At 46.0% G+C, this 22,942-nt stretch carries 23 protein-coding genes; 13 read left to right on the forward strand and 10 right to left on the reverse strand.

What is annotated here, in order from left to right:
- Positions 1-5: 5 nt before the first annotated feature.
- Positions 6-992 carry a hypothetical protein gene (locus B9G69_RS02610; protein ID WP_088614048.1) on the reverse strand — a complete coding sequence of 329 codons (987 nt, stop codon included), beginning with the start codon at positions 990-992 and terminating at the stop codon, positions 6-8.
- Positions 993-1,081: 89 nt separating this feature from the next.
- Here B9G69_RS02610 and B9G69_RS02615 point away from each other — a divergent pair, with 89 nt between their 5' ends.
- A complete protein-coding gene (locus B9G69_RS02615) occupies positions 1,082-2,422 on the forward strand; it encodes a dihydroorotase (RefSeq protein WP_088614047.1) in 1,341 nt (446 codons plus the stop codon).
- 31 nt (positions 2,423-2,453) lie between these two features.
- Positions 2,454-3,080 carry an inner membrane-spanning protein YciB gene (locus B9G69_RS02620; RefSeq protein WP_088617030.1) on the forward strand — a complete coding sequence of 209 codons (627 nt, stop codon included), beginning with the start codon at positions 2,454-2,456 and terminating at the stop codon, positions 3,078-3,080.
- Positions 3,081-3,100: 20 nt separating this feature from the next.
- On the opposite strand, the gene chrA is transcribed toward B9G69_RS02620, so the two are convergent.
- From chrA to B9G69_RS02645, 5 genes are all read right to left on the reverse strand, one after another.
- Entirely contained in the window at positions 3,101-4,249 is a 1,149-nt protein-coding gene (gene chrA / locus B9G69_RS02625; protein ID WP_254916713.1) for a chromate efflux transporter, read from the reverse strand.
- Positions 4,250-4,281: 32 nt separating this feature from the next.
- Entirely contained in the window at positions 4,282-5,031 is a 750-nt protein-coding gene (locus B9G69_RS02630) for a tRNA-uridine aminocarboxypropyltransferase (RefSeq protein ID WP_088614045.1), read from the reverse strand.
- A gap of 6 nt (positions 5,032-5,037) precedes the next feature.
- Positions 5,038-5,850, reverse strand: coding sequence for an enoyl-CoA hydratase-related protein (locus B9G69_RS02635; protein WP_088614044.1), 813 nt, complete (start codon positions 5,848-5,850; stop codon positions 5,038-5,040).
- A 12-nt stretch (positions 5,851-5,862) separates the two neighbouring features.
- Positions 5,863-6,642, reverse strand: coding sequence for a PilZ domain-containing protein (locus B9G69_RS02640; protein ID WP_088614043.1), 780 nt, complete (start codon positions 6,640-6,642; stop codon positions 5,863-5,865).
- Between the two features lie 105 nt (positions 6,643-6,747).
- Entirely contained in the window at positions 6,748-8,283 is a 1,536-nt protein-coding gene (locus tag B9G69_RS02645) for a S8 family serine peptidase (RefSeq protein ID WP_088614042.1), read from the reverse strand.
- A 170-nt stretch (positions 8,284-8,453) separates the two neighbouring features.
- Between B9G69_RS02645 and B9G69_RS02650 the strand changes: the two genes are divergently transcribed.
- Positions 8,454-9,245: an undecaprenyl-diphosphate phosphatase gene (locus B9G69_RS02650; RefSeq protein ID WP_088614041.1), complete on the forward strand. Its 792-nt coding sequence runs from the start codon at positions 8,454-8,456 to the stop codon at positions 9,243-9,245.
- A 13-nt stretch (positions 9,246-9,258) separates the two neighbouring features.
- Positions 9,259-10,437, forward strand: coding sequence for a mechanosensitive ion channel family protein (locus B9G69_RS02655; RefSeq protein ID WP_265437938.1), 1,179 nt, complete (start codon positions 9,259-9,261; stop codon positions 10,435-10,437).
- 33 nt (positions 10,438-10,470) lie between these two features.
- On the opposite strand, the gene B9G69_RS02660 is transcribed toward B9G69_RS02655, so the two are convergent.
- On the reverse strand, positions 10,471-11,091 hold the full coding sequence (locus tag B9G69_RS02660) for an ATP-dependent Clp protease proteolytic subunit (protein ID WP_088614039.1): 621 nt from the start codon (positions 11,089-11,091) through the stop codon (positions 10,471-10,473).
- 110 nt (positions 11,092-11,201) lie between these two features.
- Positions 11,202-11,405 carry a hypothetical protein gene (locus tag B9G69_RS02665; protein WP_176400874.1) on the reverse strand — a complete coding sequence of 68 codons (204 nt, stop codon included), beginning with the start codon at positions 11,403-11,405 and terminating at the stop codon, positions 11,202-11,204.
- Between B9G69_RS02665 and B9G69_RS02670 the strand changes: the two genes are divergently transcribed.
- Positions 11,397-12,623, forward strand: coding sequence for a trypsin-like serine peptidase (locus B9G69_RS02670; RefSeq protein WP_217897636.1), 1,227 nt, complete (start codon positions 11,397-11,399; stop codon positions 12,621-12,623). The genes B9G69_RS02665 and B9G69_RS02670 overlap by 9 nt on opposite strands.
- An 89-nt stretch (positions 12,624-12,712) precedes the next feature.
- Here the strand turns inward: B9G69_RS02670 and B9G69_RS02675 are convergent, their stop codons facing one another.
- Entirely contained in the window at positions 12,713-13,954 is a 1,242-nt protein-coding gene (locus tag B9G69_RS02675) for a hypothetical protein (RefSeq protein ID WP_176400877.1), read from the reverse strand.
- 324 nt (positions 13,955-14,278) lie between these two features.
- Here B9G69_RS02675 and B9G69_RS02680 point away from each other — a divergent pair, with 324 nt between their 5' ends.
- The 3 genes from B9G69_RS02680 to rdgB are packed head-to-tail and all read left to right on the forward strand — an operon-like array spanning position 14,279 to position 16,443.
- On the forward strand, positions 14,279-15,055 hold the full coding sequence (locus tag B9G69_RS02680) for an N-acetylmuramoyl-L-alanine amidase family protein (protein WP_254916712.1): 777 nt from the start codon (positions 14,279-14,281) through the stop codon (positions 15,053-15,055).
- 35 nt (positions 15,056-15,090) lie between these two features.
- The gene (gene rph, locus B9G69_RS02685; protein ID WP_088614036.1) at positions 15,091-15,822 is read left to right on the forward strand and encodes a ribonuclease PH; all 732 of its coding nucleotides are present in this window, start codon (positions 15,091-15,093) and stop codon (positions 15,820-15,822) included.
- Positions 15,823-15,840: 18 nt separating this feature from the next.
- Positions 15,841-16,443 (forward strand): RdgB/HAM1 family non-canonical purine NTP pyrophosphatase, encoded by a 603-nt coding sequence (gene rdgB, locus B9G69_RS02690; RefSeq protein ID WP_088614035.1) that lies wholly within the window; start codon positions 15,841-15,843, stop codon positions 16,441-16,443.
- Between the two features lie 119 nt (positions 16,444-16,562).
- Here rdgB and B9G69_RS02695 read toward each other — a convergent pair whose 3' ends face one another.
- Positions 16,563-17,849: an SUMF1/EgtB/PvdO family nonheme iron enzyme gene (locus B9G69_RS02695; protein WP_141096849.1), complete on the reverse strand. Its 1,287-nt coding sequence runs from the start codon at positions 17,847-17,849 to the stop codon at positions 16,563-16,565.
- 319 nt (positions 17,850-18,168) lie between these two features.
- Here B9G69_RS02695 and B9G69_RS02700 point away from each other — a divergent pair, with 319 nt between their 5' ends.
- From B9G69_RS02700 to B9G69_RS02720, 5 genes are all read left to right on the forward strand, one after another.
- Complete coding sequence (locus B9G69_RS02700) at positions 18,169-19,113, forward strand: ribose-phosphate diphosphokinase (protein ID WP_088614032.1); 945 nt, start codon at positions 18,169-18,171, stop codon at positions 19,111-19,113.
- Between the two features lie 66 nt (positions 19,114-19,179).
- A complete protein-coding gene (locus B9G69_RS02705; protein ID WP_088614031.1) occupies positions 19,180-19,842 on the forward strand; it encodes a 50S ribosomal protein L25 in 663 nt (220 codons plus the stop codon).
- A 103-nt stretch (positions 19,843-19,945) separates the two neighbouring features.
- Positions 19,946-20,515 carry an aminoacyl-tRNA hydrolase gene (gene pth, locus B9G69_RS02710; protein WP_088614030.1) on the forward strand — a complete coding sequence of 190 codons (570 nt, stop codon included), beginning with the start codon at positions 19,946-19,948 and terminating at the stop codon, positions 20,513-20,515.
- A 143-nt stretch (positions 20,516-20,658) separates the two neighbouring features.
- The gene (gene ychF / locus B9G69_RS02715; RefSeq protein ID WP_088614029.1) at positions 20,659-21,759 is read left to right on the forward strand and encodes a redox-regulated ATPase YchF; all 1,101 of its coding nucleotides are present in this window, start codon (positions 20,659-20,661) and stop codon (positions 21,757-21,759) included.
- Between the two features lie 175 nt (positions 21,760-21,934).
- Positions 21,935-22,783 carry an outer membrane protein OmpK gene (locus B9G69_RS02720; RefSeq protein WP_088614028.1) on the forward strand — a complete coding sequence of 283 codons (849 nt, stop codon included), beginning with the start codon at positions 21,935-21,937 and terminating at the stop codon, positions 22,781-22,783.
- Positions 22,784-22,942: the final 159 nt, after the last annotated feature.

Genomic DNA, 22,942 nt, shown 5'->3' on the forward strand with positions numbered 1-22,942 from the left:
ATGACCTAACTTTTCTTGTTTACGAAGTTTTCAAACTCATTCATCAGCTCAGTGTCTTCGGCTGATTTTTCTTCGGCAGGATTGTCTCCCTTACCCGCTTTTGCCGCTACGGCATCAAGGCTTTCTTTTTTCTGACCTTCGACGGCTGCAGCGAATTCTCTCATCAACTCATCATCAATGACGGAATCGGCTTCAGCAGATGCTTCAGCTGCGGAAGCAGCCTCTTCCGGAGTCGGAGTCGCTGCTTCGGCTTGGGCTGCAGCAAGAGCTGCATCGACATCTTGTTCAGTCACTTCGGGAGCAGGTTCAACTTCAGCTGGTGCCGCTGGCGCAACTTCAGGAGCTGGCGTCGGTTCAGGAGCTGGAACTGGTGCTGGTGACGGAGCGGCTGCTGCCTGAGCAGGTTTCGCACCGCCCTCTTTGAGGGCGCCGATCTCAGTTTTAAGCTGCTCGTTTTCTTCTTTATAACGAGAAAGGTCGGCGATATCTTCGCTGATAATTTCGTATTCAGCTAATCGAGCTTCAAGGTCTTTAATTTTATTTTCGAACTCAGACGTATCAACAGCAGGTGCTGCTGCTGGAGCGGCTCCCCCTGCTGCGCCCGCCGCCTGCAATTCAGCAACTTTCTTTTCCGAAATTTGCAGTTCTGCACGGATCACTTCAAGTTCTTTAATATTCTCGGAAAGACTTACTTTGAGTTGCTGAACTTCTTCAGGTGACTCTCCATGACCGCCCGCGCCTTCTTTGAAAGCCGCAGCCAATGCCTCATCACCTGTTTTGTGCGATGAGCCTTGGTTATCAAGGATTTTTTGAAGAGTTTTTTCGAGTTGAGCTGTGTCTAAACCACCACCAAGGCTTGATTCAGGATCTTTTTTCCCAAAAAAACCACGATATCCAACGAAAAGCCCTAGCAGGATAATAGCTGCTACAAGCCCCTCAATGATGGCCACATTGTATTTACTGAAAAATAAAAGAATTTGGTCGACTGTCACAATCCAAATTCTCGTCTAGCATCTTACTCTCGTCAAGGCTGGACCTTTTGTCCAGTCTGGTGGTACAGTGCCCTCATCGAGGTATTTCTATGTATGACATTATAATCCGAGGCGGAACTTGCTTGCTTCCCCACCCCTCTAACATTGGCTTGATAGAACAACAGGCCGACATCGGGATTAGCAATGGCCGCATCGTCAAAATTCGCGAAAAGATCTTCGACTCTGCCCCGTGCATGATCGATGCAACTGGACTTCACGTGCTTCCCGGCGTGATTGATAGCCAAGTGCACTTTCGCGAACCGGGCCTGACCCACAAAGAAGACCTAGAAACTGGCACCAAAGCAGCAGTATTGGGTGGCGTGACCAGCATTTTTGAAATGCCTAACACCAACCCACCAACGACAACAGTTGAGCACTTTCAAAACAAGTTAGACCTTGCCCGTAACCGCGCCCATGCAAACTATGCGTTCTTTGCCGGCGCAGCCCACGACAATGTCGGCATCCTGCAGAATCTAGAAATTCTTCCCCACTGCTCAGGGATTAAAATCTTTATGGGAAGCTCAACAGGAAGCTTGTTAGTAGAGGATGATGAAACCTTAGAGCACATCCTGAAACAAGGCCATCGTCGAGTCATCGTTCACAGTGAAGATGAAATGCGTTTGCGCGAGCGTCGTCATATCGCCGTCGAACAAGCAGACGTTCATTATCACCCGGTTTGGAGAGATGTTGAAACAGCCGTTAACTCCACGAATCGCCTGTTGAAATTAGCTCGCAAAACAGGTCGTAGGATCCACGTTCTTCACGTCTCCACAGGAGAAGAAATGGATATCCTGCAAAATGCGAAGGACATCGCAACTGTGGAAGTGCTTCCGCAACATCTCACTTTGTATGCTCCAGATTGTTATGATCGCTTAGGTACCTATGCTCAGCAAAACCCTCCGATCCGTGAGAAACGTCACTTGGATCGTATCTGGAAGGCCTTGCAAGATGGTACGGTGGATGTGATTGGCTCAGACCATGCTCCCCACACTCGTGAAGAAAAAGATCGTCCGTATCCTGCAAGTCCATCGGGAGTTCCCGGCGTGCAAACATTGGTTCCGATTATGCTTAATCACGTGCACGAAGGACGTTTGTCCTTGCAAAGATTTGTCGAACTTGTAACCGAAAACCCATGCCGCGTCTTTAATGTGAAAAACAAAGGACGTCTGCGTGAGGGTTATGATGCCGACATCACGATCGTGGATTTGAAAAAACAAATGACCATTGATAATTCCCAGATTGCTAGTCGCTGCGGATGGACTCCGTTCCACGGCATGCAAGTGACAGGTTGGGCGACTCACACTGTTGTGTCTGGCAAATTGGCTATGGCTCATGGGGAAATCGTCGAAGGCCACTCTGGAACTCCGGTGAATTTCGAGGGCACGCTGTAATATGCAGCCCACTTCTGCGAAATCAAAAGCCATGGCGGTATTTTTCGCCGGGCTTTTGCCGGTTATTGCCTTTACAGTTATTGAAGATCAATACGGCACCATTGCAGGGCTTATCGCCGGGATGGCATTTGGTGTGGGTGAAGTCTGCTTTGAACTTTACAAGCATCGCCGCGTTCAAAAAATCACTTGGATCGGTAACGGATTGTTACTGGTTTTGGGTGGTATCTCGTTAATTTCCTCAGAAGGCATTTGGTTTAAAATGCAACCCGCAATCATGGAAGCCGCATTCGCTGTGGCCCTGTGGGTCTCGGTGGCAATAAAGAAACCTTTGATTGTGGTTTTAGCTGAACAACAGGGACAAAAACTTCCTGAATTCATGAAATCCCGCATGAGTGGCATGACTTTCAGAATGGGAGTCTTTTTTGCCCTTCATGCAGTGCTAGCGGTGTGGGCTGCCCTTCACTGGAGCTCGAACGCTTGGGCTTTACTAAAAGGTGTGGGGTTAACGGTTAGTTTGATCGTTTATATGTTGGCTGAGATTTTCTATATCCGCATCCACGCGATGCGCTCGATGAGTAAAGAAGAAATTGCCGAGCAAATTAAAAAGATTCAAGACGAGCAAAATCAAAAGGCCCCAGCTCCCGAAAATAAAAGCTAGTCCCTGGATTCAGGTCACGACTAAAGCAGACCGCCGACGATGGCTCCAAGAATAACGACTGCCCACGATGGTGCTTTTAAAAACATTAAAAGAATAAAACAACCGAGGGCGAAAACGAAATCTTTGACACTGAAAATGGCGCTGGTCCATACCGGGTTATAGAAAGCTGCCATTAACAAACCGACCACGGAAGCGTTGATGCCCGCAACAGCGAAACGCATCTTTTGAATCTGACGTAGTTTTTCCCAGAATGGTAAAACGCCAAAGACTATTAGGAACGAGGGCAGAAAAACCGCTAACAAACAGACGCCTGCGCCGATCCATCCGGTCAACTCTGTATTAAGCATCGCACCCAAGTAAGCTGCGAAAGTAAAAAGTGGACCTGGGACCGCTTGAACAGCTCCATATCCGGCCATAAATGCGTCGCTGCTCACCCACCCATTGTTTACGATTTCAGATTTTAAAAGTGGAAGGACTACGTGGCCGCCGCCAAACACTAAAGAGCCCGTGCGAAAGAAGCTGTCGATGATCTTAACATTTTCGTGACCTGATCCCCAAAAGGGCAAGGCCACCAGCAGACTTGCAAAAATCACCAATGAAACTATTCCAGCTCGACGACTTAAGGGAATACGGATAGGAGTTTGCGGTGGGATCGCAATCCCTTGAATAAAGATCAGTCCTAGGATCGCACCTAAAACGATCACTCCCATCTGCCCCATTGCTGTCGGAAATAAAATCGCAAGACCTGCAGAGCCAAGAGCGATCAAAACACGTCTAAAATCAGGCGTCAGACTTTTTGCCATTCCCCAGATCGCCTGAGCGACGATGGCTACTGCGACAACTTTCAAACCATGCAGCCATCCAGCAGATAAGCTTTCATTGTAAATTGAAATTCCAAATGCAAAAGCGACGAGGACAACAGCCGACGGCAATGTGAAACCCAACCACGCAGCGATGGCACCAGGAATTCCTGCTCTGGAAAGTCCAATGGAAATTCCCACCTGGCTGCTGGCAGGTCCTGGTAAAAACTGACAAAGAGCTACAACATCTGCATAAGAAGGATCATCGAACCATTTTCTTTTATTGACGAACTCCTCCCGAAAATAACCAAGATGTGCAATGGGACCGCCAAATGATGTCAGTCCTAGGCGCAAAAAAATCCAGAACACTTCAAATACTTGTCCCAGATCCACTCCTATTCTTAAAAAACTTTGCCGGTAAGGCCCAGCTGCTTTTTCAAATCGCGGCTATATCTTAAGTGGCGAGGCTTTGCCTCCCCACTTTTTGCGCATTCGATTTGGCGTTCGACCATCTTGTCAAAGACGTACAGCAGGTCATCGTGGCGGCGAGAATTCACATCAAAATCCAAGGACTGGCCGATCAATTCAATTGTTTGATGAATGGCTTCGATCGTGGAATAGCAAAAGTGTTTGGGCTGTTTTCGTACGCGGAAGTTGGATGGCTTATCGGGAGAGAAGCAGATGCGTGGGATGTTTTGCAAATTCGTACTTTGACGAATGGTCTTAACCGCAGTTGCCCAGGTTCCATCAATCACGAACAAAGTCAGACGCTTCCCTTTGGGAACTAAAGCCGACTTTTCTTTTAAACTCATCTCGCTTAAATTGGCAGAGTTTTTTCCTGGATACAGCATCACGCAGTGACGGTGCGGATCGTTTAACAAGTCATTCACTTCGGGGTCGTTGGAATAATCCTGTCCGCGAATCAAAAAAGAATTCTTTAAAACCAAGTATGACATTCGACCCGTTGCGATTCTGCGCTTCATCTCAATCGGATGAATCAGGATCACAACATCCATTCCGGGATCAAATTCCTTCACATGCTCACAGTAACAGCTAAAACTTGGCTGCACGCAAGCATCGCAAAGATTGCGATAAACCGGGCCCTGAGTTTTACGTAGCTCTTTATTTGCGAGATAAGTCTGAAGATCCATTAAAGATTACTTACCACTGAACTCGGGGGATTTCTTGTCTTTAATCGCTTGAAGCGCGGTGAAATGATCTTGAGTTCGTTGCGTAATGCCTTGATAGGCTGCTGCTTGATCTAAAACTGTGTTGGAATCTTGCAAATAAGCGGCCTTCATTAGTTTTTTAGTCATTTGAACTGCGATCGGGGCATTCATCGCAATTTTCTCGGCCACCTTTTCAGTTTCAGCAACCAAATCACCAACCGCATAGTAATTCAAAAGGCCCCACTTGAAAGCCTCCTCGCCCGCAATCAGATCCCCAGTTAAGGACATTTGCATTGCACGAGAATAACCGATCACTCGTTGTAAAAAGAAACTGCCGCCATCACCTGGAACCAAACCAAGTTTCACGAAAGTTTCGCCAAACTTAGATTTATCAGAACCAACGCGCAGATCACACATCATCGCCAGATCACATCCCGCACCGATCGCTGCGCCATTCACCATCGCAATCAGTGGAGTGGAAAGCTCTTCGATGCATTTTGGAATTTGTTGAATACCGTGAATGTAACGCATGCGAAGCTCATTGGGTTCCCCTGCGAACATGCCCGTTTTATTTTCCATAGCTTTGACGTCACCACCGGCGCAAAAATTTGCACCCTCGCCGTTTAAGACGATGACTCTCACTTCGGTATCAAAATCTGCGTATTGAAGAACTGTGGTCAAAGAATCGACCATCTCGTAAGTGATCGCATTACTTTGTTCAGGATTATCCAAAGTGACCCACAGTTGATGTTTCTTTAAAGAGACTTTCAAATGCGGGAAACTTTGAGAATAAAAAGACATGAAACTTAAATCCTATCTTTTAGGGAAAAGACCCTGGCGTGTCGTGAATAGTTTTTTAAACCAAACACCAAAGCTGTCTTCCGGTCCTGGCAAACGCTCGGGAACCATTTGACCACGAGATTGAAGCTTGTTGCAAAGAGCTTTTACCGCTGATGGAGAATCCAACTCAGAAAATTGGATACCATAACCGTCGCCGGATGCTTTTTTGAACACCACTGTTCCAAGGCCTTTATAGGTCACCTCTTCAAAGTTGAATTCAAAATTCACGCTTTGATCTTCGAACAGGTTTAAGGATGTGCGAACGAACATACCGCCTTTAGAGATATTGCTGATTTCGCCCTCAGAACCATTCACGGAAACTGCGTTTTTAAACACGTATCGTGGAGCTGCCTCCCACCAACGCATTCTTGGGTCGAAGTAAACTTGACGGACCGCTGGCACAACAAAGTATGCGACAGCCAAAAGATCGACAACCAAGACACCCAACAGGTAAAAGAAATTCAGCCAACTCATACTTGCAAGGAACGCCAACACGTTTGTTACAAAGATAATCAACAAACATCCAAGATAAGCCCAGTATGACCAGCGCTTACAAAGATAGATAAAGATACCAGCCAGGATTGGTAAGATCACATAGATAACGATGAACATAGGTGGAAGCACTTTTGTCCAAAAGTACCATTGACCTTCAAAAGTGCGGCCTGCTCGAACGGAATTAAAAATGAAGCTTCCCAGCGGCGCGATGATGTGAAGAAGTGCAAGAACGATAATGGCCCAAGGTTTTCTTTTCATATGACATCAATTATTTAGGAATAATTGAGCCGACACAACAAAAAAGAAAAGGGCCCCTAAATGGAGCCCTCAACATATAATCAAACTCTTATGTTTCCCTGCGAACTATTTTTGGCAGAATGGAAGATCTGGTTTGATTTGGCAGATGATATCGCACATTGACTGATCGCCAATTGGGCAAGAACCATCACCAGGGTTACCCGGGTTGCCTGGATCAGGATTACCTGGGTTTTGAGAAGCTTTTTTACCCACATTGATATCCAATGTAGAAGCTGTTTTACCATCAGCATCAGTCACAGTGATCGCTGTTGTACCGTTAGACGCTGCAGTGATAACACCGCTGTCGTTTACAGATGCAACGCTTGCGTTTGAGCTTGTGAATTTGAATGGCGCTTTACCATTCAATACAGACAAGTTCACTGTTTCATTAGCAGCCAAAGTCGCCGCCGCTGGAACAACAACCATTTTCTTAGCCAATACAGCATCAACGGCGTTGAAAGCATCAACACGGCAGTTACATGCAGTTTGGATTGAAACTTTAGCACCCGTCGTTTGCAAGATCGCGCGAACCTGAGCACCCGTCAAAGAAGGGTCCTGAGATTTCAGCAACGCTACGATACCTGAAACAAGCGGAGTCGCCATTGAAGTACCAGACAAGTTGCCATACTTATTTTTCGGCAAAGTGGACATGATATCTTCACCTGGAGAAGCTACGTGAACAGTCGCTGTCCCGTAGTTTGACCAAGATGGTTTAGAGTCATTAGGACCAGAAGCTGCAACCGTGATTGAGTTCGGGAACCCGTTGTTGGCTGGGTATACTTCTGTGTTATCGTTGTTTTTACCGTCGTTCGCAGCAGCTGCTACGAAGATAACGCCTTTATCGTCCGCACGTTTAACAGCTTCAACAAGTGGCATCGCTTGATTTCTTGGAATTGTAGCACCCCAAGAAGCAGAGATAACTTGAGCGCCTTTTTCAACAGCATAGTCGATCGCTTTGATCGCGTCATTCAAATCACCAGAACCGTTTTCGCCCAAAAAGCGAAGTGGCATGATAGAGATGTTTGGAGCGATACCAACGATACCACCATCAACCAAACCAGTCGCACCGATCACACCCGCACAGTGAGTTCCGTGGCCTGGGTTTTGGTAAGACGTTTTGTCCATTGGGTCACTGTTTTTATCTTTGAAGTTGTAGCCTTGAACCATATTTGGAGACAAAGCTTCGTGAGTGTAGTCAACACCCGTGTCGATAACAGCAACGATAACGCCTTTGTTACCTTTGTTGCCAGCACGTTGCCATGCTTTTTCAGCGTTAACTTTACCCATCGCCCATTGTTCGCGCAATGCCGCAGCGTCAACAGAGTGAGTGAATGCTTTCATTCTAGCATTCGGAACAACATACTCGACGCCTGGTTGGGACAACAATGTCGCCAAAACCTCAGCTTCTTTTTGTTTCATGATGTCTACTTTTACTAAGCTTGCATTTTGATTGTGATCCATCACGTTCAAAGCAGAAGCTTTTACCAGAGACATAGAGTTCATTAGGTTCAGAGCGTTGGAGTTGTTGTACTTCACCAAGTATTCGCCAGCGAACGCTTGAGAACCAACCAACATGGCACCCATTAATAATACACGTTTCATTTTTCCCTCCGTGGTTACCGAAAATCATATTTCGATTTTGAATACGAAGAACAGACATTTCTTAAACTACAGCTTATTTTGATGACACGCATGATCGAAAGTTGATCGCACCTCTGAAGCTTACAAGAATATTGCGGGCTGATGGTCAACAATGAAAAATCGAGGCACTCTTGAGCTACTGGCATACAATTATTTTAGGCATCGTCGAAGGAATCACGGAGTTCCTACCAATCTCTTCAACAGGTCACATGATCATTGCAAGCTCGATGATGGGTATCGAAGAATCTGCTTTTACGAAAGCCTTTGAAGTCATCATTCAGTTCGGCGCGATTTTGTCAGTATTAGTCTTGTACTGGAAAAGATTCCTGTCGAGTTGGAGCTTCTATAAGAAACTTTTTGTAGCCTTTCTGCCGACTGCCATCATTGGTTTTTTGGCCAAGGATGTGGTTGAGCACCTTTTGGGTAGCGTACAAGTTGTCGCATGGTCCCTGATTTTGGGTGGAGTGGTGCTCGTGTGGTCCGACAAGATCTTTGCTCATTTGACCTCCGTGGGTCGCAAAACTGATGATCTGACCTACAAAGATTCCGTAAAACTTGGCTTGTTTCAGTCCATCGCGATGATTCCAGGCGTATCTCGCTCGGGGGCCACGATCATGGGCGGTCTGACCCTAGGGATGAACAAAAAGGAAGCTGCCGAGTTTTCATTTTTCCTGGCTGTTCCCACAATGGCAGCGGCAACTCTTTATAAACTTATAAAAATCTATAAAACAATTGAACCTCAACAGATCAATTTCTTGTTGGTGGGTTTGGTTGTTGCATTTGTCGTCGCAATGATCGCTATTAAATTTTTTATCGGAGTCGTCAGCCGCTACGGATTCCGTGGTTTTGGTTATTATCGTATTATCTTGGGCATCATTATTCTGGTCTTGATCTATACGGGTCATGACCTTCAGATGAACTAGTTAAGGAGTATTGATGGAAAAGTTTCTTTTTGAAGGCACACAGTGGTTTTCTGCAGAGTTCACTGCTTTCCTTAAGCACACCTACTTGGTGATGCCGAATTGGAAATGGATGGTGTTAATCGCAGGTTTAGTTGCCGGTTTTGCTCTACGTCCCGTCATCCAGTGGATCTTTAAACAGCTAAAAATTCATAATCCCATCGCTAAAAAGTATGCAAAAAGTTTTTCAGCGTACTTCTTTAGATTCGAAATCGAACGCCCTCTCGCTTGGATTTTCATCATCCTGATGTGGTTTGCGATTGATGATGCCATTGAAGTTTCGGGTAAGTTTGAAACTTACTATGAATACATTCTCAAAGGTCTGATGGGCTTCCATGTGATCCGCCTAGTATACTACTCGGTGGATGCTTTGGGTTTTGTGTTTGCAGATGTGGCCGCAAAAACTGAAAGCAAAATGGACGACAATCTGGTTCCGTTTGCCACAAAAACCCTGAAAGCCTTAGTCGTGATCCTGGGTTTCTTGTTGATCCTGCAAAGCTTTGGGTTAAACGTCATGTCTTTAATGGCGGGTCTGGGACTTGGGGGGTTGGCACTTGCCTTAGCGGCCCAAGACACAGCTGCGAACCTTTTTGGTTCAGTCACGATCTTGATCGACAACCCTTTCCAATTGGGAGACTGGATTAAAGTTAAAGACATGGAAGGAACGGTTGAAGAAATCGGCTTCAGATCAACTCGCGTTAGAACTTTCTATAATTCTGTAATCACAATCCCGAATGCGATGATGGCCAAGGAAACTATCGACAACATGGGAGTGCGTCCCTTCCGCCGTATTCGTCAGATCGTGGGTATAGCTTACGAAACTCCGCCTGACACAATCAAAGAATTCTGCGACCGAGTTCGCTACGCGATCAGACAAGAGCCTGCTGTTGTCACTGATACGGTGACTGTGAACTTTAACGGTTATGCCGATTCTCAATTAAACATTCTGGTACAATTCCATTTGCAAGTTCAAACCGGCCCCGAAGAAATGGAAAAACAACAAGCGATCTTTATTGAGATCCTAAAAATCGCTGCGGAGCTCAAAGTCGAATTCGCCTACCCAACACAAACAGTTTACTACCGTGGCGGCGGCGATCCTGAACCTCAACAACAACAACAACAACAGCAGCATCAGCAACCTGTCCCTACTTATTAAGCAAAAAGGCGCCTTCGGGCGCCTTTTCTTTTTTTATCCAGCATTTTTTAAGATCTTTTTCTTTCTGGATTCTATGACTGCGTCGATCAGGCCCAGTTCCTTGGCTTCGACAGCACTCATATAATGATCACGCTCCATCAGCTTCGTTAAATGTTTGGCACTTTGACCCGTGTGTTCGGCATAGATATCGATCAATTTCTTTTTTGATCTGACAAGTTCACGGGCGTGAATTTCGATGTCGCTCACTTGCCCGCTTAAGCTCCCCTCGCCTAGGTGAGGTTGATGGATTAAGATTTTACTATTGGGCATCGAGAAGCGTTTACCCCGTGTTCCGGCCGTCAGCAGAAATGATCCCATACTGGCAGCAACACCGATACAGTAAGTTGCAACATCGCACTTGATGTAATTCATGACATCGTAAATCGCGAGTCCCGCTGAGACCGAACCACCCGGGGAATTAATATAGAGATGAATATCTTTGTCGGGATTGTCTGATTCTAAAAATAACATCTGAGCAATCAGGGCGTTTGCGACCTCGTCGGTGACTGCGGTGCCTAAAATTAGAATACGATCCTTTAAAAGGCGCGAATAAACATCGTACGAACGTTCGCCGCTTGCGGTGCTTTCAATAACATATGGGATGGGTGTGGCCATGGTCTCTCTCCTTTGAATGGACGTGAATGAAAAGGAATACGTCTGCCGAAAGGATTATGTTGCAATCGCCATGCGCAGTATTTTGAGCTTTCCGAGTGGATCAAGATGATTCACTGAAACTGCGAGATGGAAATGACTGAACATAGAGTTTTTGAACCTGCTAAAACGATATCGACTTCAAGTCCCTTTTCGTCAGCGCGAGCGCCGCATTTGCGCTCTTTAAACTCTGCCACCAGCTTAGGAAAGAAGCTGGAAAAACCGATAAGCTGACTGTGATTAAGATTGCGATTTTTTCCATTCTCATTTTGATACATGGAATTGCTTCGGCAAAATCCGTCTATAAAGTCAAGTGTGAAAGCTTAGACGCATGCCCCGAGTCTGTAGTCGGTCTGAATTACGATGGTAAGTCTGTTTGTACCGGAGTTTTAGTGGCCGAAGATATCGTAGCCACTAACCTCCACTGTATTCCTGAAGATCTAAGACAAGGAAATGATGTTTCATGCAAAGGTCGCATCACCGTGACTTTTCCGGCGTCTCGCAGCCGTGAAGAGCAGTTTGAAGACTGTGAACAAGTGAAATGGGTTTCTCCGCAGTTAAAAGACACTCCATTAACACCTGATTGGGCCTTCTTAAAACTTTCTAAAAAAGCCCCGCGCATGTATGCCCCCATTAATACTAGCGGCATCTCTGATGGGGAAATACTGACTATATTTAAAATTGATCCCACAGATAAGGGAACGGGCATCTTACGCAAAGTCAGCTGCCCTGCAATCCAAAACTCGTTAGCAAATCCATTTTTTGTCGGAGTTAAAAGCCCGATTCTTGCGATGGTTCCTTGTGAAAGCATCAAAGGGAACTCCGGTTCACCGTTGATGTCTTCATCGATGGAAGTTAAAGGCCTTTTAAATTCTTCGGGAACCGCATCCGATGTGAACTTAAAAAAAGCACCGTTTTATCACGTAAGCTTTGGTTCTAACTTTGCTTGTTTAAATATTCCAGGATTGGCGGTCGCAAACGCTCCCCACCCGGATTGCAACAAATCGATTGTTTCTGAAAACATCAGAACCGCCGCTTCGACTTTAATCAGCCGATTCACAGACCCTTTAATGAAATCTTTTAATAGTGACGTAAATACGGAGCTGAATAAGCTCCATACCCAAAGCAAGTTCGTTATCCTGTGGGATGTGGATCAGAAAAACAAAGCATTTGATGGCATCCAGACACGCGTTAGTGACGTTGGATTTAAACCCTCATGCATCAACTTTAAAAAAGAAAAAATGCGACTGAAACAAGGAGCCCTGCAAACAGGGTTGGTTACCTACAACCTTGATTTCTTAGAGTGGGGCTTGGAGATTCACCTAGATGGAAGCGGACGCCCCAGAGCCGAACTAGTCCCAAAGAAGACCCAATCGACCTTGCAATTTAGCCCGGCCCACCTGACGACGGGTCAGCCCGTGAACTTTAAATACGGAAATCAGTCATTCACGTTGCCCTTTTGTGAAGACATAAAAAATCTAACTGCTGCAAAATGACCAATCAGACGAACTAGCTCCTGATTGCCGCTTAAAATAAAAAACCCCGGTTCATCACCGGGGTTTTTTATTTTAAGCTTTAAACTTAATTACTTTTTCTTCTTAGAAGATTTTTTTGCCGGAGCCGTTGAAGTCGCTGGAGCGTTCAAATCAATGCCCTCTGTGCTAGCTCTGATTTTTGCCGCTTCCAACTGAGCCTCTGCAGCTTCAGATTGAGCTTTCGCAGTTTCAGCTCTTATTTTTGCGTCTTCTGCTTTGCTCTTGGCTTCCTCCATACGAGAAGTCACAGACTCAAGATCCGCTTTTGCTTTTTCAGCAGAAGCTTTGTATTTAGCCAATTCAGCTTCAGCTTGTTTTGCTGCTGCTTCGTTGTCTTCAATTGATTTTCTTGCGCGTGCCAACTCTTGAGAAGCTTTAGCTTCTTCTTCGCGGTACTTGATACGATTTTTTTCGAGCTCTTGCTTAGCTTTCGCTGCCGTTTGCTTGATTTTTTCTTCGTCTTTTTTCACAGACTCAAGCTTTTTACGCTCGTCTTCTGATTGAGAAACGATTTTTTTCGCTTCTTCGTTTGCTTGCTTCAGCTCAATTTCAGTTTTTTCAACCATGGCTTTAGCTTGCTCTTGTTGAGCTTTCAAACGAACGATTTCCGCTTCAGCTTTAGACTGTTCTGCTTGAGCACGAGCGATATCACCTTTAGATTTCGCATCGCGAGCTTTTGATTCTGCCACTGCTTTTTCCACCAACAACTTAGTTTTAGCCAAGTTTTGATTTGCTTTAGCCGATTCAAGTTTAGCAGCATCAGCTTCTTTCGTGGCTTTCATACCAGCTTCTGTTGCAGCTTCAGCTTGTTTCTCAAGTTCTTTAGCCTGAGAGTTCATTTCAGAAGCTTTTTTCTCTTCAGCTGCTTTGTGAGCTGCCGCTTCTTCGCGAACTTTCTTTTGTTTTTCAGTTTTTTCTAAAGCAGCTTTACTGCGAGCTGTAGCTTCCGCTTGCTCTTTTTCTGCTTTCTTTTGATCGCGATCAAGACCTGCAACTTCCGCTTTCAATTTAGCGATATCGCGCTCTGCATTTGCTTGATCTCTTTTAGCGTCAGCTTCAGCAGCACGTGCTTTGCTGATGGCTGTTTGTGCTTCTGAACGAGCCTTATCACGGGCTTTGCGTTCTTCTTCGGCACGACGTTTCGCTTCGGCAGCCTCTGCCTTAGCGCCTTCAGAATCCGCTATTGCCTCTTCGGCTTCAATTTGTTTACTGTCGGCTTGTGCCAGTGCTCTTGTCGCTGTTGACGTCATCAAAGCTGCAACAAGAAGAATACCCAGTGATTTAGAATGCATGTATGTCTCCTTAAGCTGTTTTACAACAGGCATTAGGATATATGCATTTTAGGAAAAAAAAAAGCGACCAGGATGGGGGGGGAGGGTCCTGGTCGCAAGGGGGGGTTGCTTTAGTACTAGAGCAATCGCAGTGCCAGCCGAATGTTATGTTCAGATCTAATTAAACAGCTCTTGATTCACTACCAGTGTCGAGGTTTTGGACGAAGAGCGCCCTTTGTCGGCCTATACTCCTAGGCCAAATGATGGATCAAAAAAATCTCATTCTGACTGGACTCGACAGAATCAGCGGCAGAATTTCTACTTAAAGCAATGGTCTTTCTCAGAATGAAACAAATATTATGTGCCCTAATCGCAGGGGTTTGGGTAACGCCTGCCTTGGCTTCGTTCCATATCGTACTTGATCCCGGTCACGGGGGTGTCGATAAAGGAGCGGTTTACAATTCTATTAGAGAGGCTGACCTTGTCCTTACCGTCGCGCAAAGACTGCAAACTCTTTTAAAAGAACATCCTGAATTTACGATCACCATGACTCGCGAAAAAGACCGCGCCATCACCCTCCCCGAGCGAGTCAAAATGGCTGAAGAAGCTAACGCCGATCTTTACGTAAGCCTTCACGCCAACGCAGCCCTTGATCAACGCGCAAAAGGTGTCGAATTTTTCTTTCAAAACAATATGCCTGTTGATGAAGACAGTTTGTATCTGGCGAATCAAGAAAACCAAGCCATCTTAAATGCCCGCGATATTCACACGATTTCTGGAGGCGACGAGCTTTCAAAAAAGGGAGACATCGCTGCGATTGTTGAAGATATGCGTCGCCAGAATCGCATGTTTTCCTCATTACGCTTAACAAAGGCGTTAACGACAATTTGGGAAAACGACGAAAACGCCATGCAGGCAACCATCAAACAAGCTCCGTTTTATGTTATTTCGAAGACGTCGATGCCGGCTGTATTAATTGAGATTGGCTTCATTTCCAATCCCCGCGAGGCCAAACGCCTGCAACAGAAGGATTATCAAAAAGATTTAGCTCAAAAAATCTATAACGCCCTCGTCTCATACAAAGAAAAGATGGACAATTCGTCAGCTAAGAACTTAAATTAGGGGCTCTTTTATCCCCTCAATTTAGGAGCTTTTCCATGCGCAGCGATGGCCGTCTGTTTGATCAATTAAGAAATATCAAAATTACTCCAAACGTGGCTGAGTACGCTGAAGGTTCTGCTTTGGTGGAATTCGGTAAAACGAAAGTTCTGTGCACAGCTTCCTACGAACCGAAAGCTCCCCAATGGTTGTCAGGCACCGGTGCGGGCTGGGTGACTGCAGAATACGGTATGCTTCCGCGTTCTACTCACACACGTATTAAACGCGACAAAGCAGCAAACAGCGGTCGGACCCAAGAAATCTCTCGCTTGATTGGTCGCTCTCTTCGTGCTGCTGTTGACTTGAAACTTTTGGGCGAAAAACAAATCACGATCGACTGCGATGTTTTAAATGCAGATGGTGGGACACGCACTGCTTCTGTAACAGGTGGTTACGTGGCATTGGCCCTTGCTCTTAAAAAGCTTGCTGCCGTTTCTGAAATCAAAGCTAATCCCTTGATCAATTACGTTTCTGCGATCAGCGTAGGACTTCACAATGACAATATCCTATTGGATTTGAACTATGACGAAGACAGCGCCATCGGAACTGACATGAACTTTGTTATGACTGACAAAGGCACGTTCATCGAAGTTCAAGGCACAGCAGAACACATGCCCTTCAACCGTCAGCAATTGAACAAGATGATGGATGTCGCTGAAAAAGGTTGCCGCGAGTTGTTCATTCACCAGGCTGCGATCATCGGCGAAACATACCGTTTGGCGGGCGTTTAATTTTAAGGAGCTTTAAAAATGGAACTTTGGATTGCAACTGGCAATAAAGGTAAATTGACTGAATTCCGTATTCTTTTAAATGAAGTGGTTGATTTGCAACTTCACCATCAAGGGGAAATCGCATCCTTCACTCCTCGCCCAGAAGATGGCAAAACATTTCTAGACAACGCCCGCATCAAATCTAAAACTTTGCGGGCCGTAAAAAACAATGTCTGGGTTTTGGGAGAGGACGCTGGTCTTGAAGTGGAAGGCCTCAACAATCTTCCCGGTATTCATTCTGCTCGTTATGCAGGCCCTAAAGCTTCTGACAGCGAAAATGTGGCAAAACTTCTGAAAATGATGACGCTAAAGCCGATGGCAAACAAGAACGCGAAGTTCGTTTGCACAACTGTAGTTTACACTCCAACTGGCGAAGAATGGGTTTTCACAGGTGAACTGAAAGGTACGATCGCTAGCAAACCCGCAGGTCTTCATGGTTTTGGTTATGACCCTGTGTTCATCCCAGAAGGACAAACGCAAACATTGGCAGAGCTTGGCAATGGTTTTAAAGCTCAGCACTCTCACCGCTCGCAAGCAGTGAAACAATTCCTAGAAAAATTAAAGCAAACGGGCAATATCTAATACTGTCTTTGAGAATGAAAAAAGCCGATCTGCTCGATCGGCTTAAATGAAACGTTGCGATATTTTTTTTCGATACGTCCAAGCTAAAACGTGCTTTCCAATACGCGCAAAATTTAAATCTAATATTGACCGGGCGTCGCTACACAGCGAAAGCCTACATTCATAATACTAATTCCCCACGATGCCGGAGACTGCAGTTCATTAGCTGTTATATCACCGATATTGGCCGTGAATATTCCGACTGTCCCTTTCGAGTTCACGCAGTTAGCGCCTCCACGAATAACCTTACCAGAGCTTCCGCCGAATAAGTTCCCCATGTAAACATCGCGCTTAGGGACGTCTGCCATGCCTGTGAAATCAAGCATCGCCTTTGATCCGGGCTTCACATCCCAAGTGTTGTTGTGATAATTGCGACCATAAGGCGAAGACAAATCTGGAGAATAGGAATTTCCGTAAATAGTATCACTCACCCACTCCCAAGCATTTCCGCCAAAGTCCCAAATCACCGCACCACTTGCGAGCACAAAAGTACGACGCTCTTCGCCCTTACCTTTCATGCCATCATAAGGATTCGCAGTGTTTGAAATCGCAATCGGCTCACTCCAGCCCGAGTAGTATCCCGTATACAAGTGGCCCGCAAGTTTTTCACCGCCCGACCAGTTCTCGCCACGATTGTAAATTTCAAGTGCTGCCGCATTCCATTCAGCGTTTGTTGGCAAACGATACGTAATACCCAAAGCTGTACAAGCCGCCGCCGCCGTTGATTTGTTCGCAAGCCAAGGCTTACCGGAAGCCGTCGAAACTGCCGAGCCAGAACTTTGTTTCATCTCAAACTTAGCGATACAGAATGCCGATGTTCCTAGGGAAGCATTTGCACCCACCAACTCAAAATTTGCCGGGCATCCCACCACCGGTGTCGGAGATGGCGAAGGACTCGGTGTCGGTGACGGCGAAGGCGTCACCGTTGGAGAAGGTGTAACCGTGGGCTCTGGTAAGGGCGTAACAGTTGGAGAAGGACTAGGACTCACCGTCGGCTCCGGTGAAGGCATAGCTGTAGGCGACGGAGTTACTGTGGGCGACGGGCTTACAGTCGGAGTTGCCGTTACCGTCGGCTCCGGTGATGGCGTTACTGTCGGAGCTGGTGATGGCTCCGCTGTCGGAGAGGGAGAGACAGTCGGCGCAGGAGAAACAGTGGGCGCAGGAGATGGCTCCGCAGTCGGAGCCGGGCTTGCCGTGGGAGAGGGGCTTGCGGTAGCTGTTGGACTCGGCGTGGGTGCCGGCGACTGAGACGTGTCTTCCGGTAAAGCAGCTACATTCCCCGCATCTCCACTGCCACCCGATGAACACGAAACCAAGAAACTCGTCATCGTGAAGCAGACAAAACTAGTGATCAAAAAACTTTTCATTCAAGTTTCCTTTAAGGCATTCAAGGTTTCTTGTGTTCTCTACGACTTATTTTTACCGGTCCTTAACAAATCTCCGAGAAACTTTTGTGTTCACGCAAAAATGTAGACCTTCGCCTTCAGAGAAAAGGCTAGAGCTTCCCCGCAAATGTGAGGAGGCCCCTGATTCGTAAAACCGTTATTCGGTGCGGCCAAAACGTCCTAAAACTGCTTATTTGTTGCGCTTTTCAAGATAAAAAACTTTCCAAACTTTACTCTGCCAGAGGGGTTTGCTAGCTTCCTTCAAACGCACCAAACAGAAGACTCTGGAGACTTGAGTACTATGAAGGGCCTAAAAGTATTTACCGCTAATTCCAATCCTGAGCTGGCAAAGAAGGTAGCTGCGGCTGCCGGTATCGAACTCGGTTTTTCCGAGGTCAGCACGTTCGCCGATGGCGAGATCCAAGTTGAAATTCATGAAAGTGTTCGTGGTCAGAATGTCTTTGTTATCCAAAGCACATGCCCGCCCGTGAACCAAAGCTATATGGAGCTTTTCGTGATGCTAGATGCTCTTCGCCGGGCTTCGGCAGCTTCCATCACCGCTGTAATCCCGTATTTCGGGTATGCTCGCCAAGACAGAAAGGTCGCCCCGCGCGCCCCTATCTCCGCGAAATTGATGGCAGATTTGATTGTTTCAGCGGGCGCCACTCGTGTGGTTTGCGTCGATTTGCATGCAGCCCAAATCCAAGGCTTCTTTAACATTCCGGTGGATCACTTGTTTGCAATTCCAACCCTGGCAAGAGCTTGGCGCGAATCCCATGGAATCGGCCCTGACTTTGTTGCAGTGAGTCCCGACGCCGGAGGGGTGGAAAGAACCCGCGCCTTCGCCAAACGCATTGAATCCTCCATGGCGATTATCGATAAACGCCGTTCCGGTCCGAACGAGGCCAAAGCGCTTCATCTGATCGGGGATGTCACTGGGAAAACCGCTGTGATCGTGGACGATATGATCGATACGGCTGGAACCCTTACACAAGCAGTTGACAGTCTCTATAAGAATGGGGCAAAACGTGTGTTCGCTGTTGCAACGCACCCTGTTTTATCAGGCCCTGCCATCGCCCGCTTGAAGGACAGCCCAATCGAAAAAGTTTGGGTGACCGACACGATTCCATTATCGGAAGCGGCGAAAACTTGCGGAAAAATCGAAGTGGTGTCTGTCGCTCCAGTTTTGGCTGAAGCAATCAAACGTATCCACGGAAACGATTCCGTCAGCAGCCTTTTTGATTAATTAATTAGTTCGGCAATAGCCGAATTTGAAACAACCAATCCTCTATCGGACTAGAAGGAAGACAAAATGAAAAACAGAATCGAACTAAACGTTGAAGCTCGTCAAACTGGTAAAGGTAACAGCCGCGAATTGCGCGTTAACCGCCAAGTTCCTGCAGTTATCTACGGTGCTATCTCTCCAGTAAACGTAACAGTTTCTGAAAAAGACGTTGTTAAGTACAACACTCGTGCTTACGAAAATGCTCTTTTCAATCTTAAATCTGGCGAAAAATCTGCTAACGGTATCGTTGTACTTGTTAAAAAAGTTGACGTTCACCCAGTTTCTCGTCGTCCACAACACGTTGATTTCTACGCTCTTGATCTTAAAAAAGCAGTTCGCGTTAACGTTGAAGTACGTCTTGAAGGTAAACCAGTTGGTTTGTCTGAAGGCGGTATGTTGAACGTAGTTAACCGTCAAATCGAGATCGAAGTTCTTCCAACTGAGATCCCAGAATTCTTCACTGCTGACATCTCTAACTTGGCAGTAGGCGACGCTCTTCACGCATCTGACGTGAAAATCACTGGCTCTGCTAAATTGATCTCTTCTGGCGACACAACTATCGCAGTTGTTTCTGCTCAAGAAGAAGAAGTTGTTGCAGCTCCAGTTGCTGCTGCTCCAGCTGCCGCTGCTGCTCCTGCTGCAGGCGCGAAAGCTGCTCCAGCTGCTGCAAAACCAGCTGCGAAAAAATAGTTTACATTACTCCGACGACGTCGGAGTTCAGACAACTGTTGCAGTTCCAAAAAGGCGGCTCTTATCGAGCTGCCTTTTTTTTTGAATTTGATCGAGGTTATTTATGTCTTCATGGCTTATCGTCGGCTTAGGAAATCCTGGTGGAGAGTACAAGCTTACTCGTCACAATATTGGTTTCATGGCTGTCGACTACTTCATGCAGGGGTTGGGCAATCCATCCATTAAGAACCAATTCAAAGCCGAAGTGGCGCAAGCAACTTGGCAAGGTCACACGCTTTATTTCTGTAAACCGCAAACATACATGAATCTGTCTGGAGAGTCAGTGCAGCCTTTGATGGGCTACTATAAAATCCCTCAAGAGCACCTGATCGTGATTCATGACGATATCGACCAACCATTTAATCAAATGAAGATTCATAAAAATCGCGGTCACGGTGGCCACAACGGAATCAAAAGTATCTCGCAATTATTGGGCTCTCAGGATTATGCCCGTCTTAAATTGGGCGTTGGCCGGCCAGAAAACCCAAATTATCCCGTAGCTGACTATGTCTTGGGTAAATTTACGAAAGAGGAGTTCGACAAAATGCCGGATTTCCTAAACAAAGGTATCGACGCTATTGAGAGCATCATTCTAGATGGTATTCAAAAAGCTTCGACAAAATTCAACGGGTAAGCTACATTTCCCCGTGTTATATTAGAACTCATTGCAAAACCTCAATCTCAAGGCGCGAGGAGGAAGCTGTACGACTCGTACAGCGACGACGAAGCAACGAAGCGAATGAGATTTTGCAATGAGTTCTTTTCTTAGGAGTTACTATGGCATTACAAGTCGGTATCGTCGGTCTTCCGAATGTTGGTAAAAGTACGCTTTTCAATGCGTTGACTTCAGCTAAGGCTGAGGCTGCCAACTACCCTTTCTGTACAATCGATCCGAACGTGGGTGTGGTAACAGTTCCAGATCCTCGCATGGATAAAATCACGTCCTTCATCAAGCCACAAAAAGTCATTCCAACTACTATGGAATTCGTGGACATCGCAGGTATCGTCAAAGGCGCTTCTCAAGGTGAAGGTCTAGGAAACCAGTTCCTTTCACACATCCGCCAAACAGATGCTATCGTTCATGTGGTTCGTTGTTTTGATGATCCAAATATCGTACACGTTGCGGGTTCTGTAGACCCCATCCGTGACATCGAAATCATCAACACGGAGTTGTTGTTGGCCGATTTGGATTCAGTTGAAAAACGTCTTCAACGTATCGAAAAACAAGCCAAGAATTCCACCGACAAGAAATTGAAAATGGAAGTTGAGGTCGCTAAGAAAGTTCAAGAAGCCTTGGGCAAAGGTTTGCCTGCACGCTCTGTAACTTTAGATGACATGGAAGCACCGTTGTTGCGCGAAATGCATTTGCTAACTGCTAAGCCAGTTCTTTACGCAATGAACGTTTCAGACTCTGATTTCGCAGCGGGTGGCAATGACTGGACAAAAGCGGTTATTGCTCGCGCAGCTGAAGAGAATAATAAAACGATCATGATCTGTTCTGCGATGGAAGCAGAGATCGCATTGTTGCCACCTGAAGATCGTGCAGACTTCTTGGCAGCATTGGGTGCTGAAGAGCCGGGTTTGAACCGTTTGATCCGTGAAGCTTACACGCTTTTGGGTCTACAAACTTACTTCACTGCCGGTGAAAAAGAAGTTCGTGCTTGGACGATCCGTGCAAACACAAAAGCTCCACAGGCAGCTGGCGTGATCCACACGGACTTTGAAAAAGGTTTCATTCGTGCTGAAACGTACCACTGCGAAGATTTGTTCACTTACAAATCCGAACAAGCCGTCAAAGACGCTGGTAAATACCGTGTTGAAGGTAAAGAGTACGTAGTTAAAGATGGCGACGTCTTATTCTTCCGTTTCAACGTTTAGGTTCCAGATCCTATTTAATATCTCACCGCATAAAGGCTCTCTTCGGAGAGCCTTTTTCTTTTTCTCTACGGCGTATATTTCTACTCACAAACATTAATGCGGAAGCACTGCGGAGCTCTTGACCTCGGTGACCTCAAGAACTTTACTGAGCTCGCAATAAAACAAGTGAGGAATAATGATTCAAAGACTTCTGATCGCGATTGTCGCAATCATTTTGCTATCCCCTATGACGTCCGCATTTGCCGCGAAAGTCACTGATGGAGACATTCATAAGGGTGATTTCAGATGGTTCCAATTCAACCTTATGCAGTCCATCGACAACAAGATTCCATTTCAGAATCAACAGGACACCTATTTTGAAATGGAATTTGGGGGTCGCTCAGGGATTATAGATCTGTATGGTTATTTGGATATCTTTGATATTTTCAATTCACCCAACAGCGATCGCCACGGAGACACTTCGAATCCGAATGCTCAAGACGATAACTTCTTCTTTAAATTCTCTCCGCGTTTTTCATTGGATTATATGACTCGTTCGGATCTTTCATTGGGTCCTGTACAAGAGCTTTATATCGCAACTTTGTTCAATGTTGGTGATCGCGCGTTGTTCGAAGAATACATCGGTCTTGGCTCTGATATTCAAGTTCCATGGCTTGGCAAATTGGGTGCAAACCTAATGGCTCGTCATGTGCGCGAAAATTATGGTGCAAACGATGAAGGTTCTTGGAATGGATATATCCTTTCCACAAACTGGTTTAAGCCTTTTGTTGAATTCCAAAATCAATCCTTCATCACTTGGCAGGGTTATTTGGATTATAAATTCGGAGCTGATAAAATCGCTGACGATGTAGATCGTACGTCTTGGTCCCTGGAATGGTTCAATGGTTTTTACTGGCATTCAAAGCAGTACGCTGTGGGTTATGGTTTAAAGTACTACCAGAATATGGCACTCTTTAAGTCCGGCGGTATTGCAGGTGAGACCTCAGGTTTTGGCCACTATTTAGATCTGACTTATAAATTCTAAGTTTCATCCCTTGAAAAGACCTCCTCCAAAGAGGTCTTTTTTTTATGAAATACTGACTTTTTTTGTTGGTAGGTGCGAAGTCATTGGGCAGCCTCTTTCACTCGTGTAAGATCTAAACTCACTTTGTCTCGCTATGAGACAGTGGCATGACTTGCAGTA

The organism is Bdellovibrio sp. SKB1291214 (assembly GCF_002209355.2).
Classification (GTDB): domain Bacteria; phylum Bdellovibrionota; class Bdellovibrionia; order Bdellovibrionales; family Bdellovibrionaceae; genus Bdellovibrio.

Coding starts and splice junctions, on each gene's coding strand:
- B9G69_RS02620 (WP_088617030.1), top strand. CDS start 2,454: ATGGCGGTATTTTTCGCCGGGCTTTTGCCGGTTATTGCCTTTACAGTT.
- ychF (WP_088614029.1), top strand. CDS start 20,659: ATGGCATTACAAGTCGGTATCGTCGGTCTTCCGAATGTTGGTAAAAGT.
- B9G69_RS02645 (WP_088614042.1), bottom strand. CDS start 8,283: ATGAAACGTGTATTATTAATGGGTGCCATGTTGGTTGGTTCTCAAGCG.
- B9G69_RS02720 (WP_088614028.1), top strand. CDS start 21,935: ATGATTCAAAGACTTCTGATCGCGATTGTCGCAATCATTTTGCTATCC.
- B9G69_RS02700 (WP_088614032.1), top strand. CDS start 18,169: ATGAAGGGCCTAAAAGTATTTACCGCTAATTCCAATCCTGAGCTGGCA.
- B9G69_RS02640 (WP_088614043.1), bottom strand. CDS start 6,642: ATGAAAAGAAAACCTTGGGCCATTATCGTTCTTGCACTTCTTCACATC.
- B9G69_RS02675 (WP_176400877.1), bottom strand. CDS start 13,954: ATGCATTCTAAATCACTGGGTATTCTTCTTGTTGCAGCTTTGATGACG.
- B9G69_RS02705 (WP_088614031.1), top strand. CDS start 19,180: ATGAAAAACAGAATCGAACTAAACGTTGAAGCTCGTCAAACTGGTAAA.
- B9G69_RS02615 (WP_088614047.1), top strand. CDS start 1,082: ATGTATGACATTATAATCCGAGGCGGAACTTGCTTGCTTCCCCACCCC.
- B9G69_RS02680 (WP_254916712.1), top strand. CDS start 14,279: ATGAAACAAATATTATGTGCCCTAATCGCAGGGGTTTGGGTAACGCCT.
- B9G69_RS02660 (WP_088614039.1), bottom strand. CDS start 11,091: ATGGCCACACCCATCCCATATGTTATTGAAAGCACCGCAAGCGGCGAA.
- pth (WP_088614030.1), top strand. CDS start 19,946: ATGTCTTCATGGCTTATCGTCGGCTTAGGAAATCCTGGTGGAGAGTAC.
- B9G69_RS02630 (WP_088614045.1), bottom strand. CDS start 5,031: ATGGATCTTCAGACTTATCTCGCAAATAAAGAGCTACGTAAAACTCAG.
- rph (WP_088614036.1), top strand. CDS start 15,091: ATGCGCAGCGATGGCCGTCTGTTTGATCAATTAAGAAATATCAAAATT.
- B9G69_RS02655 (WP_265437938.1), top strand. CDS start 9,259: ATGGAAAAGTTTCTTTTTGAAGGCACACAGTGGTTTTCTGCAGAGTTC.
- B9G69_RS02695 (WP_141096849.1), bottom strand. CDS start 17,849: ATGAAAAGTTTTTTGATCACTAGTTTTGTCTGCTTCACGATGACGAGT.
- rdgB (WP_088614035.1), top strand. CDS start 15,841: ATGGAACTTTGGATTGCAACTGGCAATAAAGGTAAATTGACTGAATTC.
- B9G69_RS02635 (WP_088614044.1), bottom strand. CDS start 5,850: ATGTCTTTTTATTCTCAAAGTTTCCCGCATTTGAAAGTCTCTTTAAAG.
- B9G69_RS02665 (WP_176400874.1), bottom strand. CDS start 11,405: ATGTATCAAAATGAGAATGGAAAAAATCGCAATCTTAATCACAGTCAG.